The organism is Chryseobacterium gilvum (assembly GCF_025628965.1).
Taxonomy (GTDB): domain Bacteria; phylum Bacteroidota; class Bacteroidia; order Flavobacteriales; family Weeksellaceae; genus Chryseobacterium; species Chryseobacterium gilvum.
Genome location: NZ_JAOTEN010000002.1, coordinates 298,952 through 313,419, shown reverse-complemented (window position 1 = coordinate 313,419; position 14,468 = coordinate 298,952). Strand labels below are relative to the sequence as shown.

Genomic DNA, 14,468 nt, shown 5'->3' with positions numbered 1-14,468 from the left:
GTACACCGAGTAACAAGATTGAATCTATAAATGATTTTTAATCTCTGCCATCAGTTCGCGCCCGCCGTTTTCCAGAACAACATGTGCAAATTTTTCCCCGAAATTTTCATGCTCATTATACTCGAAACTTTCGTCAGTCGCAATATAATTTTTACCATCCAATGAGCAGAGCGCCCCTTTGAAGCGGATCTGGTTTTCAATTTTTTCGGCAAATGCACCAATAGGAGCGGTACATCCACCTTCCAGAGTGCTTAGAAAGTTTCTTTCAATCTCAACACAAATCTGGGTTTGGCGGTGGCTTATTTTTTTCAGGATATCATTGATTTCCGGCTTATCAGAATGTCCTGCAATGGCAATAACGCCTTGAGATGCGGCAGGAATCATCAAGGGAAGCATTTCGTAATCAATATCCATTTTCATTCTTCTGATCCCGGCTAAAGATAAAATAGTGGCATCAAAATCCTGCTCTTCCAGTTTTTGTAGTCTGGTCTGAATGTTTCCTCTGATATCGAAAAATTCTGTTTCGGGATAATGTTTCAGCCAGAAAGCTCTTCTTCTCAAACTGCTGGTTGCCAGTTTTAGCTCGTGAAATTCTTTATCTTTTGAAGATTTTCTCCGGATAAGCACATCTTGCGGATAATCTCTTTCCAGGTAGGCGACTAGTTCAATATTTTCCGGAAGTTTTGTGGGAACATCTTTCAGGGAATGTACGGCAATGTCGATTTCGTCATTGAGTAACGCCACATCAAGATCACGGGTAAAAATGCCTGTAATTCCCAATGCGTAAAGAGGCTGGTTTAGGTTTTTATCTCCTGAAGATACGATGGGAGTAATCTCTGTAAGGTAATTGTTGTTCTGTAAATGTCTTGCGACTTCTCTTGCCTGCCACAGCGCAAGCGCAGAATTTCTGGTTCCTATCCTAATGCTTTTCATTGAATTCGTTATTGGGTTGTTCAACTAATATTTCGTGCATTAATTTACTAATTTCTTCTGCTCTGAGAGGATTATCAATGATATATTTTGCAAAACGGTTGGTAATTTTCTGAATCATTTTCTCAGAAAGCTCCATGTCTGTGATGTTTATGTATTTATTTTTTTTGTAAAAATTATGCATTTCATTGCGTTCCATGTTCTTTAAAACAGCTTTGAAATGATGAATATTGGGAGCCAGTTTTCTCTTTTTTTCCCACTCAAGGAAGTCTTTGGTCATTTCCTTGATGATTTTTTCCGCTTTCGGAATTTCTTTTTCTCTTTGCTGAATGGTTTGCTGAATCTGTTTGGAAAGTTCATCGACATCAATCAAAGTAATATTTTCAATATCAGAAACGCTTTTATCCACATTGTGAGGAATTGACAGATCGATAACCAGGGTTTCTTTTCCATTCTTAAAATGAGACTGGTTTACAATTGGTGTCCTTGATGCTGTGGCTACAATAAGAATATCGGTATTTTTAACTTCCTCATTAAAATTTTCATAGTCAATATGAGGGATATTGTATTTCTGAGAGATTTTTTCTGCGGTTTCCTGAGTACGGTTGGTTATCTTTATTCTCGGCTGGAACACATGCTTAACCAGGTTTTCTACCGTGTTTTGCCCGATTTCGCCTACTCCCAGAAGCAGAATGTTTTTTTCGGTAATTCTTTTCTGGTTATTTAAAATATAATGTACTGCGGCGTATGAAACAGAAGCGGCTCCGTTAGAAATTCCGGTTTCGTTTTTTATTCTTTTGGAAATCTGGATCGCAGAATTGATGGCTCTTTCCAGAAACGGATTTGAATTTTGCCTTTCTTTTCTGAAACGCGCATATGCTTTTTTAATCTGTCCGATAATTTCAAAATCACCAATGATCTGGCTTTCCAGGCCTGCTGCAACCCTGAACAAATGTTGCAGTGCTTCTTCTTTTGTTAAAATATTGGCAAACTGAAGAAAATCGGTAAGGCTTACATCAATTGTTTTGCAGTATTCTTCTGCGACAGAAAGATAATTCAGAGTCGTAGTATAGATTTCTGTTCGGTTACAGGTAGAGACCACGAAAGCGTCTCCAAGATTTTCATCATGAATGCGGGTGACAAAGGTTTTAATATTTTCGTCAAAAAATGCAAATTTTCCTCTTGTTTCACCATCTGCTTTTTCATAACTCACAGAAAGTACAGCGAAATTCGAGGTCTGATGTATATTAGAATACTGTATCATAAGCAAGAGCAAATTTACGGATTTTTTACGGAAACCATTCCTGAAAATATATATGATAATTATCGTGAAAAGCTATAAAATGATTCGTAACTTCACTGTCTCACCTCTCCGGAAAACTTTTAAAAAAAGCTTCTTGGGAATGAAAATTTAATAAAATTTTAACCAAATTATATTTAACAATATAATTATAAGTGGTCTTTAATTTTATATCTTTGTAAACTTAAATCAGGACAAAATTATGAGTATATTCGATATGTTTACGCAAGAGATTGCGATAGACTTAGGTACCGCCAACACGCTTATCATCCACAATAATAAGATTGTTATAGATCAGCCTTCAATAGTCGCTATAGAGCGGTCTACAGGAAGACCGATCGCGGTAGGTGAACAGGCTAAACATATGCAGGGAAAAACTCATGAGGATATCAAAACAATCCGTCCGCTGAAAGATGGCGTGATTGCAGATTTCCATGCTTCTGAGCACATGATTAAAGAATTTATTAAAAAAATTCCTGGGATCAAAGGCAGATTTATTCAGCCGGCTTTAAGAATTGTGATCTGTATCCCGTCAGGAATTACAGAGGTTGAAAAGAGAGCCGTTCGAGATTCTGCCCAAAAAGTAAACGCCAAAGAAGTAAGACTGATTTATGAACCAATGGCGGCGGCGATAGGAGTAGGAATTGACGTGCAGAAGCCGGAAGGAAATATGATTATCGACATAGGAGGAGGTACGACTGAGATTGCTGTAGTAGCACTTGGAGGTATTGTATGCGATAAGTCTGTGAAAATCGCCGGTGATGTATTTACGAATGACATTGCATATTTCCTGAGAACGCATCATAATCTGTATATTGGTGAAAGAACTGCTGAAAGAGTTAAAATTGAAGTAGGTTCCGCTGTTGAAGATCTTGATGTTGATATTGACGATATTCCTGTACAGGGAAGAGACCTGATTACAGGGAAGCCAAAAGAAATTATGGTTGGGTATAAAGAAATCGCCCGCGCTTTAGATAAATCAATCATCAGAATTGAAGATTCTGTTATGGAAACTCTTTCTTTAACCCCTCCGGAATTGGCTGCCGATATTTACAAAACAGGTATTTATCTTGCAGGAGGAGGAGCTTTGCTAAGAGGTCTTGCAGACAGATTGCACAAAAAAACGGGGCTTCCTGTTTTTGTGGCTGAAGATCCTTTAAGAGCAGTGGTTCGCGGAACAGGAATTGCGCTTAAGAATATGGATAAATTCAATTTCTTAATTAAATAAATTTTAACTTTTTACGACTTTATCTGAATGGGATTTTTGCTGAGATTATTTTCGAAGAATGCGCTGTTTGTATTCTTTATTTTTCTGCAAATTATTGCTCTTATTCTGATATTCTCCCAAAATGCCATGCAACGATCCTGGATTGCGGGACAGACTGCCGCATTTAACTCACGGGTTTCCGGATATATTGACGAGGGAGTTTCTTACCTGAAACTTAAACAGATTAATGAAGATCTGGTTGCTCAAAACAAAGCTTTAATGGTAGAACTGTATGGGAAGCAAGGCGCAAAAAACCCTCTTTTCAGAAAAGTACACGATACATTGGGTGGCGGACAAATCTATACTTTTGTAGACGGAGAAATTGTTTTCAACAGCATCAACCGGAGAAATAATTATTTTACCATCAACCGCGGAAAACGGGATGGGGTTTTTCCTCAAATGGGCGTCATGGCTCCCAAAGGAATTGCGGGAATCGTCATCAATTCTACCGACAGTTATGCACTGGTACAGTCTGTATTAAGTGTCAATAAAATCAGAATCAATGCTGCTTTAAAAAATTCCGGGTATTTCGGAACTTTAACCTGGAGAGGAGACAATTCCAGAGTGATGCATTTGGCTGATGTTCCTAAATATGTCTCACTGAGAGTAGGAGATACGATTGTAACTGATGGAAAATCAGCTATTTTTCCGAAAGGAATCATGATAGGTACCATCGCAGGTTATACTGTGGATAATAAAACAGGATTCTGGGATATTTCCGTAGAGCTCAGTGAAAAAATGGGTGCCTTAAGCAAAGTTTTCGTCGTTAAAAACCTGAAAAAAGCGGAGGTACAGAAAATCCAGGACACCATGCAGGCTGTTATAAAAAAAGAAAATGATTAGCAGAACATTATTTACAGATCTTTTGATCATGGTTTTTCTTGTTGCATTACAGATTTTTGTTTTGAACAGGATTACACTTTTCGGGAAATATACGCCGGTTTTGTATCCCGTATTTGTGATGTTCTATCCTTTTTTCAGAAATAAATACCAATTTTTGGCTTTAAGTTTCCTAATAGGCCTTTCTATTGATGCTTTTTTGAATTCATGGGGAATGAATGCGATGGCCACAACGGTGATTGCGTATTTCAGAACTTTGATTTTTAGGACCTCTACCGATACTTCTACCGATTTCTTCTCGTTCCAGTCTCTACAATGGTCGCAGTTTTTACTGTTCCTCTTCTCAAGCATATTTTTACATCAGCTTTTGGTACAGTATATCGAGTTTTTCAAATTCAGCAGAATTTTTGAAATCTTGCTTAATGTGTTGGTAACTAGTGTAATTTCTTTTATATTTATCATTATTTACGCACTAATATTTAAAATCAAACAAAAAGTTTGAATACACGCTATTTAAAAATATTTTCTGTACTCGTTATCATTGCTGCAATTTTTGTAGTAAGGCTTTCTTATTTGCAGCTGTTTACAGACCGATATGCGCTAAATGCAGCTAATACATCCATAAAAATTGAATATGTCATCCCGCAAAGAGGAGTCATTTTTGACCGGAACGGAAAAATAATGGTAGGAAATCAGCCGGCTTACGAAATCTCTTTTACACAGGCATTGATGAAACCGGACTTTGATACGTTGGGATTTTGTAATTTAATGAAGATTACCAAACAGGATTTTATCAACAGAATCAAAATCATTAAAAAAGAAAAATATTATTCTAAACTGACTCCGATGACATTTATCAAGGATCTCAGCAGAGAAGATATTGCAAGAGCACAGGAAATTATATTTAAATACCCTGCTTTTAGTATCGTACAGCGCCCGCAAAGACAGTATGAAGTCTCTACGTCGGGAAATCTTTTGGGATACACCAGTGAAGTCAATGAAAGAGAAATAAAAAAAGATTCTCTTTATTATTTACCCGGAGACCTCATCGGAAAAGCAGGGATTGAAAAATCATACGAAAAAGAGCTCCGTGGGATTAAAGGAATGAAGTACATTCAGAAAGATATCAAACTCCGGAATGTAGGCCCTTATAAAAACGGAACCTTAGACAAAGACGTGGTTACCGGAAAAGATATTACCTTAACGATTGACTATGATCTCCAAAGAATGGCTGAAGAGATGATGGTGAATAAACATGGGGCAATTGTCGCGATAGATCCTAATAATGGGGAAGTTTTAGTTGCTGCGACAGGTCCTGATATTGATCCTAATCTTTTTACAGGTCCTAATAAATCAAAAAACCTGTATGCCCTATCAAAAGATACGATTTACGAAAACAAACCTACATTTGACCGGTCTTTACAGGCAGGATATCCTCCAGGTTCTACATTTAAGTTACTCACCGCACTGTCTGCCATGCAAATGGGGGTAATGGATGAAAATACAGTTTTTCCTTGCGGTGGAGGTTTTAATTACAGAGGGTTGAGAATCAAAGGTCATGGCGGGGCAGAACCGTTAATTCCCTCCATTCAGGTTTCCAGCAACTGCTTTTTTTCTTACGCGTATTTAGCAATTATCAATAAATATCCTGGAAATCCTTCAAAAGGAGTCAATGAGTGGAAAGCCATCATGAGCAGTTTTGGGGTAGGAGAATTTTTAAATAATGATTTCGCAGTAGGCGCAAAAGGCAGGATTCCATCCGGAGAATTTTATGAAAAAAGAATGAAATCTATCCTTAAAGCCAGCGGATCCAAGAAAGATCACAAAAACTGGGACCCTCTGGCTACAGGTGCTGTTTTTAATGGGATGGGACAAGGTGATGTCATGGTAACGCCTTTACAGCTTGCCAATTATGTTGCAGCGATAGCCAATAAAGGGTGGTATTATACACCGCATATCGTAAAAGCGATTGATGGAAAACCGAATCCTGATCCGAGGTTTAAAAAGAAACATCAGACATTGGTAGATCCTAAACATTTTGGACCGGTTCTGAAAGGAATGGAAGCCGTTGTGCTACAAGGTACTGCAAGAGGATTGAAATCAAATGATTTTACGCAATTGGCAAAAACCGGAACCGCACAGGTTCCGCAGGGAAAAGACAATTCTATCTTTGTATTGATCGCTCCTGCCGATAAACCCAAAATAGTGGTGGTTGCTGTAATGGAGCATGCCGGTTTCGGCGCAACATGGGCAGGTCCCGCTTCTACCGTGATTGCGGAAAAATATATTACCGGAGATCTGAAAAGAGAAAATCTTTATAAAAAAATGATTACTTCGAGCTTTATGCCCGAATATAAAAGGCAATGGGTGGCAGACCTGAAGCGCAAAGGATTGTATATTGAGCCTAAACCGGATTCTGTTTTGCTGAAGAAAAAACAGGACAGCCTGAATTATATTAAACTTCAAAAAGAAAAACTGAAGAAAAAAATAGAAGCAGAAACCTCAAAAACCTCAAAAAAATGAAATGGACGGAAGGATTAGATAAACTGGGGCTTGGTCTTTACTTACTGCTTTGTTTATTTGCCATTGCCAATATTTATAGTGTTGACGCAGGATTAGGAAAAAAACAGCTTATCTTTTTCGGAATTTCCCTTTTTGCTGGGCTGGTTATCTTTTTCAGCAGGAGCAAATTTTTTGAGAACATGTCCGGGATTATTTACATTGGCGGGGTTTTACTTTTAATCGGCCTTTTTCCTTTCGGTAAAGAAATTTTAGGACAAAAAAACTGGTATAAATTCGGGAGCTTTACCATGCAGCCGGTAGAATTTGCAAAAATTGGAGTCGCCTTAATGCTTTCCAACTACGTTTCGGGGCCGGATTTTAATTTAAAACAGAGAAAATCACTGTGGACTACTTTAGCGATTGTAGGAGTTCCTGCGGTAGTTGTTCTGGCCATTCCGGATGTAGGGTCACTTCTTGTTTTTACGGCATTTTTTGTGGCGTTATACAGAGAGGGGCTGAGTGGATGGCTTTTCGGGATCGGATTCCTGTTTGCAGGTGTATTTCTGGTTTCTTTAGCGGTAAATCCTTTATATGTTGTAATTGCTATTGTTTTGATCGCTGCCGTTTTAATTGCGGTCAATTTTTATAAAATGCATTGGGATGTAATTTCTATTGCAAGCATTGCAGGATCGGTTTTGTTACTGTGCGGATTGGCTTTTGCGACCCCTTTCGTCCTGGAAAAAATGCCAAAACACCAAAGAGAAAGAATTGAAGTTCTATATAAAGGTGAAAAAGCATTCAGAGATACTTCCGGGTACAATTTATTATATTCTAAAACCGCCATCGGTTCGGGCGGACTTCTGGGAAAGGGCTACCGCGAAGGTTCTGTAACGCAGGGAAAATTTGTTCCGGAACAGGAAACCGATTATATTTTCTGCACCGTGGGTGAAGAATGGGGATTTGTAGGAAGTGCCGTTCTGATATTATGCTACATGATCTTCATCGGGAGAATCTACTATCTCGCAGAACAGCAGAAATCTGCCTTTAACAGAGTTTTCGGGTATTCATTTGCTTCCATCTTGTTGATGCACTTTTCTATTAATTTAGGCATGGTTATGGGGCTTTTCCCGACGGTGGGGATTCCTTTGCCCTATTTCAGTTATGGAGGCAGTTCGCTGCTTGCCTTTTCTATCATGACTTTTATCTTTTTTAAATTAAACTATACCGATAAAAACAGCCTTGTATAATTTTATACTGCAGTTTTATATAAACCAATGAAACAGACCTACCTTTCGGATCAGAATTTTGAGCATCAGGATTTTACTCGAATTGTACTGGAAAAAGGAGAGTATGAGAACTGTACATTTTATGACTGCAATTTTGAATATACTGATCTTTCCGGGTTTAAATTTGCCGATTGTGAATTTATCACATGTAATCTAAGCCTGGCAAAATTATCCGGAACTGCTTTTCGTAAAGTAGTTTTTAAGTCCTGCAAAATGTTTGGGATGGCTTTTAATGATTGTAATGGTTTTGGCTTGTCTATTTCTTTTGATGAATGTCTTTTAGACAATTCTACCTTTTATAAAACCGTCATCAAAAAAACGCTGTTTAAAAACTCAAGACTGACTGAAGTAGATTTTACCGAATGCGATCTATCAGGTTCTGTATTTTCAAACTGCGATTTTTCCGGTGCTGTGTTTGAAAACACTATTCTCGAAAAGGCTGATTTTCGCACTTCTTTTCATTACTCTATTAATCCGTTGGTAAACAGGCTTAAAAAAGCAAAGTTCTCACGCTCTGAAGTACATGGTCTTTTGGATGTATTTCAGATTGATATTGATGCGACTTCATAAATCTGCTTAAAAACAAAAGCCATCAAATTTTGATGGCTTCATTTATTTAAATCAATTATTTAAGTTTAAAAACTTGTTGTTGCTGATGCTAAATTATTATAGTTATCGCCGTTTTCATTAATGACTCTCTTCGCAAATCTGAATTTCGGACCCCAGTAAGAATCATTAAGTGACGAAATCATTACGCCTTTAGAAGTGGCGGCATGAATAAATTTGACTTCTCCCTCTGCTGTTACACTTTCTACAATCCCTACATGAGAGATTCTAGATCCGTGTGAGAAGAAAATCAAATCTCCTTTCTGTAGATTTGATTTTTCTACTCGGTCTCCTTGCTGAGCTTGTGAAGCGGCAACTCTTGGTAAATTAAGACCCGCTGCTGCACCGAAAACAGAAAGTACAAAAGCTGAACAGTCTATACCGTTTCTCGTCGTTCCTCCGAATCGGTAAGGAGTTCCAAGGTACGTTGAAGCTTCTGCTAATATATTGTCGATTGTGTTATTATGTTTGATCGCTTTTGCGATTTCAGAATTTTTTAAAGAATTTTTTTCATTAGATAAAGCCACTGTCTTTTCAGAAACGAAAGAGCTGATTAGCATCTTCTTATCCTTTTCCATTTGAGTATCGATGGAAGCAAGTTTGGCATCTGTTTTGTATTCTTTAGTGTAAGTTGCCGGTTTTGAAACTACATAATTGGTAACGCATGATTGAAGTGATATTGTAGATACAAATGCAACTAAATAAAACAAAACTCTTTTCTTCATATATATTTAATTATCCGTGTTAAAAAGGTATATTTATTTCTCTAAAGCATTACAAAAGTAGATATTCCTGCGTAAAGGCCATTGATATGACGAATGTCAGGTTTCTGATTTAACACATTTTAACATATAATTTAAGTATGTTAAAGAAAAACAAGCCGCAAACTCCCTGTTTCAGTGAGGTTGCGGTTTTTTTTATTAAGATTTTTTAACATAATAACGCGTTTCTTCTGTTATCAGGTGCTTTCTTTATTTCTAACTCTTATACCAATTGTATTAAAAAATCATAAAAAAAGGTTTCCCTTTTTCAGGGAAACCTTCTTGTTTATTAGGATAGAATGTTATCTGGTAAATAACATCTCTCTGTATTTTGTCATCGGCCAAAGTTCATCATCTACCATCATCTCAAGGTTATCAGAAGCATCTCTGATGACATCGAATAACGGTTTTACATTATTACAGTAATCTTCTGCCTGAATCTGGCTTTCTGTAATTGATTTTGCATTTTCTCTTGCGCTGATAAGCTCTTCAACACCCAGCTTAATGACAGAAACGTTTTCTGAGATATGCTTAATTAAGCTCATTTGCTCTTTCGCCAAGGTCTTAAATTCTTTATCATCAAAAATATCTTTTAAGCCTTTTACATTTTCAATCAGCCTGTTCTGATAATTTAAAGCCGAAGGGATAATATGATTTCTGGCAATATCACTCAATACTCTGGCTTCGATATCAATTACGGTAGAATATTTCTCCAGTTTAATCTCGTTTCTTGCTTCCACTTCTCTGTGATTGAAAATCCCTATTTCCTCATACAAATCCAGGAATTTTTGGTTCATCTCCTGCTTTAGTGCTTCAGGAGTTGTTTTCCAGTTGTTTAACCCTCTTTTTTCAGCTTCTTTTGCCCAGTCTTCAGAATATCCGTCTCCTTCAAACATGATATTTTTACATTGTTTGATATACTCTCTTAATACATTAAAGATGGCTTCATCTTTTTTAAGGCCGGTTTCAATTAAAGCATCCACTTCTTTTTTAAAATCAATCAGCTGTTTTGCAGCGATGGTATTCATTACCGTCATCGATTCTGCGCAATTGGCAGAAGAACCTACTGCTCTGATCTCGAATTTATTTCCGGTAAATGCAAACGGGGAAGTTCTGTTTCTGTCTGTATTATCTAAAAGAATTTCTGGAATTTTTCCAACAACATTCAGTTTTAAATCTGTTTTTTCGTCAGGAGAAAGTTTTCCTTCTGTCACTTTTTCAAGCTCTTCCAAAACTCTGAACAGCTGGCTTCCGATAAATACGGAAATAATTGCAGGTGGAGCTTCGTTGGCGCCTAATCGGTGATCATTGCTTGCAGATGCGATACTGGCTCTTAAAAGATCGGCATATTCATGAACCGCTTTAATCGTGTTAACGAAGAACGTTAAGAACTGTAGGTTTTTCTTAGGATTTTTTCCCGGGCTTAAAAGGTTTTCACCCGTGTCGGTTGCCAAAGACCAGTTATTGTGTTTTCCGCTTCCGTTTACCCCTGCGAATGGTTTTTCATGGAATAAAATATGGAAATGATGTCTGTGCGCGATTCTTGCCATCACATCCATCAGTAAAGAGTTGTGGTCCACAGCGACATTTACTTCCTCAAACATCGGAGCAAGCTCAAACTGGTTCGGAGCCACTTCATTGTGTCTTGTTGTAACCGGAATTCCCAGCTTCATACATTCTACCTCCAGTTCTTTCATAAAGTTCATTACTCTTGTCGGGATAGAACCGAAATAATGATCATCCAGTTGCTGTCCTTTCGCCGGAGAATGTCCTAATAAGGTTTTACCCGTTAAAACCAAATCCGGACGGGATTGGTATAGCGCAGAATCAACTAAGAAATATTCTTGCTCCCACCCTAAAGTAGGGGTTACTTTCGTTACATTTTTGTCAAAATACTGCATTACATCGGTGGCCGCTTCGTCTACAGCGTGCAAAGCTCTCAGTAATGGCGCTTTGTAATCTAAAGTCTCTCCTGTATAAGAGATAAAGATAGAAGGAATACACAAAGTGGTTCCCATAATAAATGCCGGAGAAGTAGGATCCCAAGCGGTGTATCCTCTTGCTTCAAACGTATTTCTGATTCCTCCGTTCGGGAAAGAAGAGGCATCCGGTTCCTGCTGAATCAGCATTCCGCCACTGAATCTTTCGATTGCTCTTCCTCCTTCAATAGGAGTAAAAAAAGAATCATGCTTTTCTGCAGTGCTTCCCGTTAAAGGTTGAAACCAGTGTGTATAATGCGTTACACCCTTGCTCATCGCCCAGTCTTTCATGGCAACAGCTACCTGATCTGCAATTAATCTCTGGATTTTAGTCCCTTTTTTAATCGCATCCATAATAGACTGGAATGCTTCTTTAGTAAGGTATTCTCTCATGGTATTTTCTGAGAATACATTTTCACAAAATAATTCAGATAATTTCGCAGGAATTTCTACCGAATTATCTTTTCTAAAGTCTTTAAATGGTAAAGTTTCTAGTGCTTTAAATCGTAAAGTTGACATACAGTGTGTTATTTTATGGGGCAAATGTACAAAAAAATTAGATTCAAATCATTTTAACCCTTAAAATTTCGGGGTCAAATCTAATTTTAGTCAAAATTGTATTGTTTTTCGATAATATTAATTTAATATTTCTACTGAGTTGTTTAAAGCTACTTAAAATCAATTTGCAGGAAGAGTTGTATATTTGCGTGAAATTTATTGTATGACAAATTCCAGAGCAAGAGAAACCACCGAAGCCATTGAAAGATTATATATCTCTATGAGACACCTGTTTTATAGAGGGTTTTTCAAACCGGGCGGTGTTTCCGGGGAAAGCATCAGAAGCTTGCTGAAAATCATTAACCCTGAAATCTACGGTACCATGAATGTTCCCAGCAAACTGGAACTGGATGGTTTGATGTATGTTTTAGACCGGTTGCCTGAAGGAATTGAGGAATGTGCCTTTATTCATTTAACCTCTGATGAAGGATTTGATAAAGGAAGCTTTGAACCTATTGTTCCTAAAAAGAGAAGAAGAAACTGCTACAGAATAGATGAACATCAGATGAATATCGAAGTTCTTTTAGGACGTTCAGAGATCTATGATATTCTTACCCATTTAACCTTCTTATTTATAGAGGCAGATAAAATCAGGAACCTGGCTTTCATTCAGGATGAAAACTGGAAGCCGACTCGTGCTTTTAAAATCATTGAAGAGGTCGTAAAAGGCGAAAAGAAATTCAGCAGAAGAGAAAAAGAAGTGGCATTGATTCATCTTTCTTCTTTAATAGGAAGAACGTTTGATGAAACATTAAATGCCTATAATGCTTTCGGGGACGACCATAACCCGGACCGTCTGTTTAAAATCATTTATAACCTGGGAAAAGCAAGCCTTGAAGATGCCAAACAGAGCCGCGAGAGAGAAATACATTTCAGTGCCATTCTTAAAGAAAGAGTAGGGCATCATTATTTTGGGGAAAAATGGGCCAATAAGGTAAAAGAGGTTTTATTTGAAAACGACCTTCATATGCGTCCGCTTCATATCATTTCTGCGAATATGCATTCAGTGAAAAATATGCTGTATGCCAATGATGCACTGAAAAAGAAACAAACCCAAGAGGTAGATTACAAACTATATCAGGAGATTTCAAACAAAAAGGAGCTTCGTGATAAAGTACTAAAATATGCTTTGGAAGAAGGTTTGATTTATATTGACGACAAAAGCGGAAGTAATATTGATGTGCAGATCATCGATTTAAGTAAAATTAATCTCAAAAACACCCCGTTCGGCGACGTACAGTTTGCAGGAGATGATGTGATTATGGTTTTTGATTACGCATTCGGTGAGCAGGCTTTTGAAGTAATGGATGAATTGTTAAGGCCGTTTGAGCAGAAAGGTGAAGTTTACATGATGAAGGTAAAATCGGTTTCTATTATGGGAAAAGCAGGGATTCTTGCCGGCGGAAAAGGCGACATTATGATTCCAACCTCTCACATCTTTGAAGGGACCGCCGATAATTATCCTTTCGAAAATGCCTTAAAACTGGAAGATTTTAATGATGATGAATTAAGGGCTTTTGAAGGAACCATGATTACCGTTTTAGGAACGTCACTGCAAAACCGCGATATCCTTTCTTATTTTATGAACACTTCGTGGAAAGCCATCGGGCTTGAAATGGAAGGTGCCCATTATCAGAAAGCGATTCAGGTTGCCTCTAAAATCAGACATCATATCGCACCGGATCTCTTTGTTTGTTATGCGTATTACGCATCTGATAATCCGTTGGAAACAGGAAGCACGCTTTCTTCGGGAGGTTTAGGATTGACCGGGGTGAAACCTACTTATTTGATCACCTTAAAAATCATCGAAAAGATTTTACAGGGCGGAAGATAATACGGGTATAAAAACTTAATTTAAAAGAATCAATAAGGGCGGGCTTTAGCCCGCCCTTATCATATTCTATATAGGGCTTTAGCCAAACTAAAATCAAGATAAACAAGAAAATAATCGTTAAACTATGAGTAGTTCAGCAGTACAATTAGCTAAAAGATTCAGAGAGGTATTACTTGATGGTACCTGGATTGCCAATACCAATTTTAAAGATCAGCTTACAAACGTGACCTTGGAACAGGCGATTGCAAAAGTTGATTCTTTAAATACCATTGCCTTACTTACGTTTCATATTCATTATTATATTGCAGGGATTTTGAATGTTTTTGAAGGCGGTGATCTGGAAATTAAAGATCAGTTCAGCTTTGATCTTCCACCTATAAATTCTCAGGAAGAGTGGGAAAAATTGTTACAGCAATTGTTTAAAGATGCTGAAAGGTTTGCAGCCTTATTAGAGCAAATGCCTGATTCTAAAATGATTGAAGTTTTTGTTGATGAAAAATACGGAACTTATCAAAGAAACATCGACGGAATGATTGAGCATGCTTATTATCATTTAGGACAGATTACTTTGATTAAAAAGCTTATAGGGTAAATGATTAACATAA

At 37.5% G+C, this 14,468-nt stretch carries 12 protein-coding genes; 8 read left to right on the top strand and 4 right to left on the bottom strand.

The features are described 5' to 3' along the window. Positions 1–24: 24 nt before the first annotated feature. Positions 25–933 carry a hydroxymethylbilane synthase gene (hemC, locus tag N0B16_RS08055; RefSeq protein ID WP_262990297.1) on the bottom strand — a complete coding sequence of 303 codons (909 nt, stop codon included), beginning with the start codon at positions 931–933 and terminating at the stop codon, positions 25–27. After that, positions 920–2,194, bottom strand: coding sequence for a glutamyl-tRNA reductase (gene hemA / locus N0B16_RS08050; RefSeq protein ID WP_262990296.1), 1,275 nt, complete (start codon positions 2,192–2,194; stop codon positions 920–922). The genes hemC and hemA overlap by 14 nt, the downstream gene beginning before the upstream one ends. Positions 2,195–2,432: 238 nt before the next feature. On the opposite strand from hemA, the gene N0B16_RS08045 reads away from it, so the two are divergent. From N0B16_RS08045 to N0B16_RS08020, 6 genes are read left to right on the top strand one after another with little or no spacing between them, the layout of a single operon-like run. After that, positions 2,433–3,458, top strand: coding sequence for a rod shape-determining protein (locus N0B16_RS08045; protein ID WP_262990295.1), 1,026 nt, complete (start codon positions 2,433–2,435; stop codon positions 3,456–3,458). A 27-nt stretch (positions 3,459–3,485) separates the two neighbouring features. After that, positions 3,486–4,340: a rod shape-determining protein MreC gene (gene mreC, locus N0B16_RS08040; RefSeq protein WP_262990294.1), complete on the top strand. Its 855-nt coding sequence runs from the start codon at positions 3,486–3,488 to the stop codon at positions 4,338–4,340. Next, positions 4,333–4,839, top strand: coding sequence for a rod shape-determining protein MreD (locus tag N0B16_RS08035; RefSeq protein ID WP_262990293.1), 507 nt, complete (start codon positions 4,333–4,335; stop codon positions 4,837–4,839). The genes mreC and N0B16_RS08035 overlap by 8 nt, the downstream gene beginning before the upstream one ends. After that, positions 4,836–6,860: a peptidoglycan D,D-transpeptidase FtsI family protein gene (locus N0B16_RS08030; protein ID WP_262990292.1), complete on the top strand. Its 2,025-nt coding sequence runs from the start codon at positions 4,836–4,838 to the stop codon at positions 6,858–6,860. The genes N0B16_RS08035 and N0B16_RS08030 overlap by 4 nt, the downstream gene beginning before the upstream one ends. Continuing rightward, a complete protein-coding gene (rodA, locus tag N0B16_RS08025; protein ID WP_262990291.1) occupies positions 6,857–8,086 on the top strand; it encodes a rod shape-determining protein RodA in 1,230 nt (409 codons plus the stop codon). Before N0B16_RS08030 ends, rodA begins: the two co-directional genes overlap by 4 nt. 27 nt (positions 8,087–8,113) lie before the next feature. Then, positions 8,114–8,695, top strand: a complete 582-nt coding sequence (locus tag N0B16_RS08020; protein ID WP_262990290.1) for a pentapeptide repeat-containing protein — start codon at positions 8,114–8,116, stop codon at positions 8,693–8,695. 65 nt (positions 8,696–8,760) lie between these two features. Here N0B16_RS08020 and N0B16_RS08015 read toward each other — a convergent pair whose 3' ends face one another. Together N0B16_RS08015 and N0B16_RS08010 are read right to left on the bottom strand one after the other, a co-directional pair. Then, positions 8,761–9,456: a C40 family peptidase gene (locus N0B16_RS08015; protein WP_262990289.1), complete on the bottom strand. Its 696-nt coding sequence runs from the start codon at positions 9,454–9,456 to the stop codon at positions 8,761–8,763. Between the two features lie 338 nt (positions 9,457–9,794). After that, positions 9,795–11,990 (bottom strand): glutamine synthetase III family protein, encoded by a 2,196-nt coding sequence (locus N0B16_RS08010; protein ID WP_262990288.1) that lies wholly within the window; start codon positions 11,988–11,990, stop codon positions 9,795–9,797. Between the two features lie 202 nt (positions 11,991–12,192). On the opposite strand from N0B16_RS08010, the gene N0B16_RS08005 reads away from it, so the two are divergent. Both N0B16_RS08005 and N0B16_RS08000 read left to right on the top strand, forming a co-directional pair. Next, a complete protein-coding gene (locus N0B16_RS08005) occupies positions 12,193–13,863 on the top strand; it encodes a DUF6909 family protein (RefSeq protein WP_262990287.1) in 1,671 nt (556 codons plus the stop codon). A gap of 124 nt (positions 13,864–13,987) precedes the next feature. Continuing rightward, positions 13,988–14,455, top strand: coding sequence for a DinB family protein (locus tag N0B16_RS08000; RefSeq protein ID WP_262990286.1), 468 nt, complete (start codon positions 13,988–13,990; stop codon positions 14,453–14,455). Positions 14,456–14,468 lie beyond the last annotated feature (13 nt).

Excerpts from the sequence above, each read along its gene's own strand:
- hemA (WP_262990296.1), bottom strand. The coding sequence starts at position 2,194 with ATGATACAGTATTCTAATATACATCAGACCTCGAATTTCGCTGTACTT.
- N0B16_RS08005 (WP_262990287.1), top strand. The coding sequence starts at position 12,193 with ATGACAAATTCCAGAGCAAGAGAAACCACCGAAGCCATTGAAAGATTA.
- N0B16_RS08020 (WP_262990290.1), top strand. The coding sequence starts at position 8,114 with ATGAAACAGACCTACCTTTCGGATCAGAATTTTGAGCATCAGGATTTT.
- N0B16_RS08045 (WP_262990295.1), top strand. The coding sequence starts at position 2,433 with ATGAGTATATTCGATATGTTTACGCAAGAGATTGCGATAGACTTAGGT.
- rodA (WP_262990291.1), top strand. The coding sequence starts at position 6,857 with ATGAAATGGACGGAAGGATTAGATAAACTGGGGCTTGGTCTTTACTTA.
- N0B16_RS08010 (WP_262990288.1), bottom strand. The coding sequence starts at position 11,990 with ATGTCAACTTTACGATTTAAAGCACTAGAAACTTTACCATTTAAAGAC.
- mreC (WP_262990294.1), top strand. The coding sequence starts at position 3,486 with ATGGGATTTTTGCTGAGATTATTTTCGAAGAATGCGCTGTTTGTATTC.
- N0B16_RS08015 (WP_262990289.1), bottom strand. The coding sequence starts at position 9,456 with ATGAAGAAAAGAGTTTTGTTTTATTTAGTTGCATTTGTATCTACAATA.
- hemC (WP_262990297.1), bottom strand. The coding sequence starts at position 933 with ATGAAAAGCATTAGGATAGGAACCAGAAATTCTGCGCTTGCGCTGTGG.
- N0B16_RS08035 (WP_262990293.1), top strand. The coding sequence starts at position 4,333 with ATGATTAGCAGAACATTATTTACAGATCTTTTGATCATGGTTTTTCTT.
- N0B16_RS08000 (WP_262990286.1), top strand. The coding sequence starts at position 13,988 with ATGAGTAGTTCAGCAGTACAATTAGCTAAAAGATTCAGAGAGGTATTA.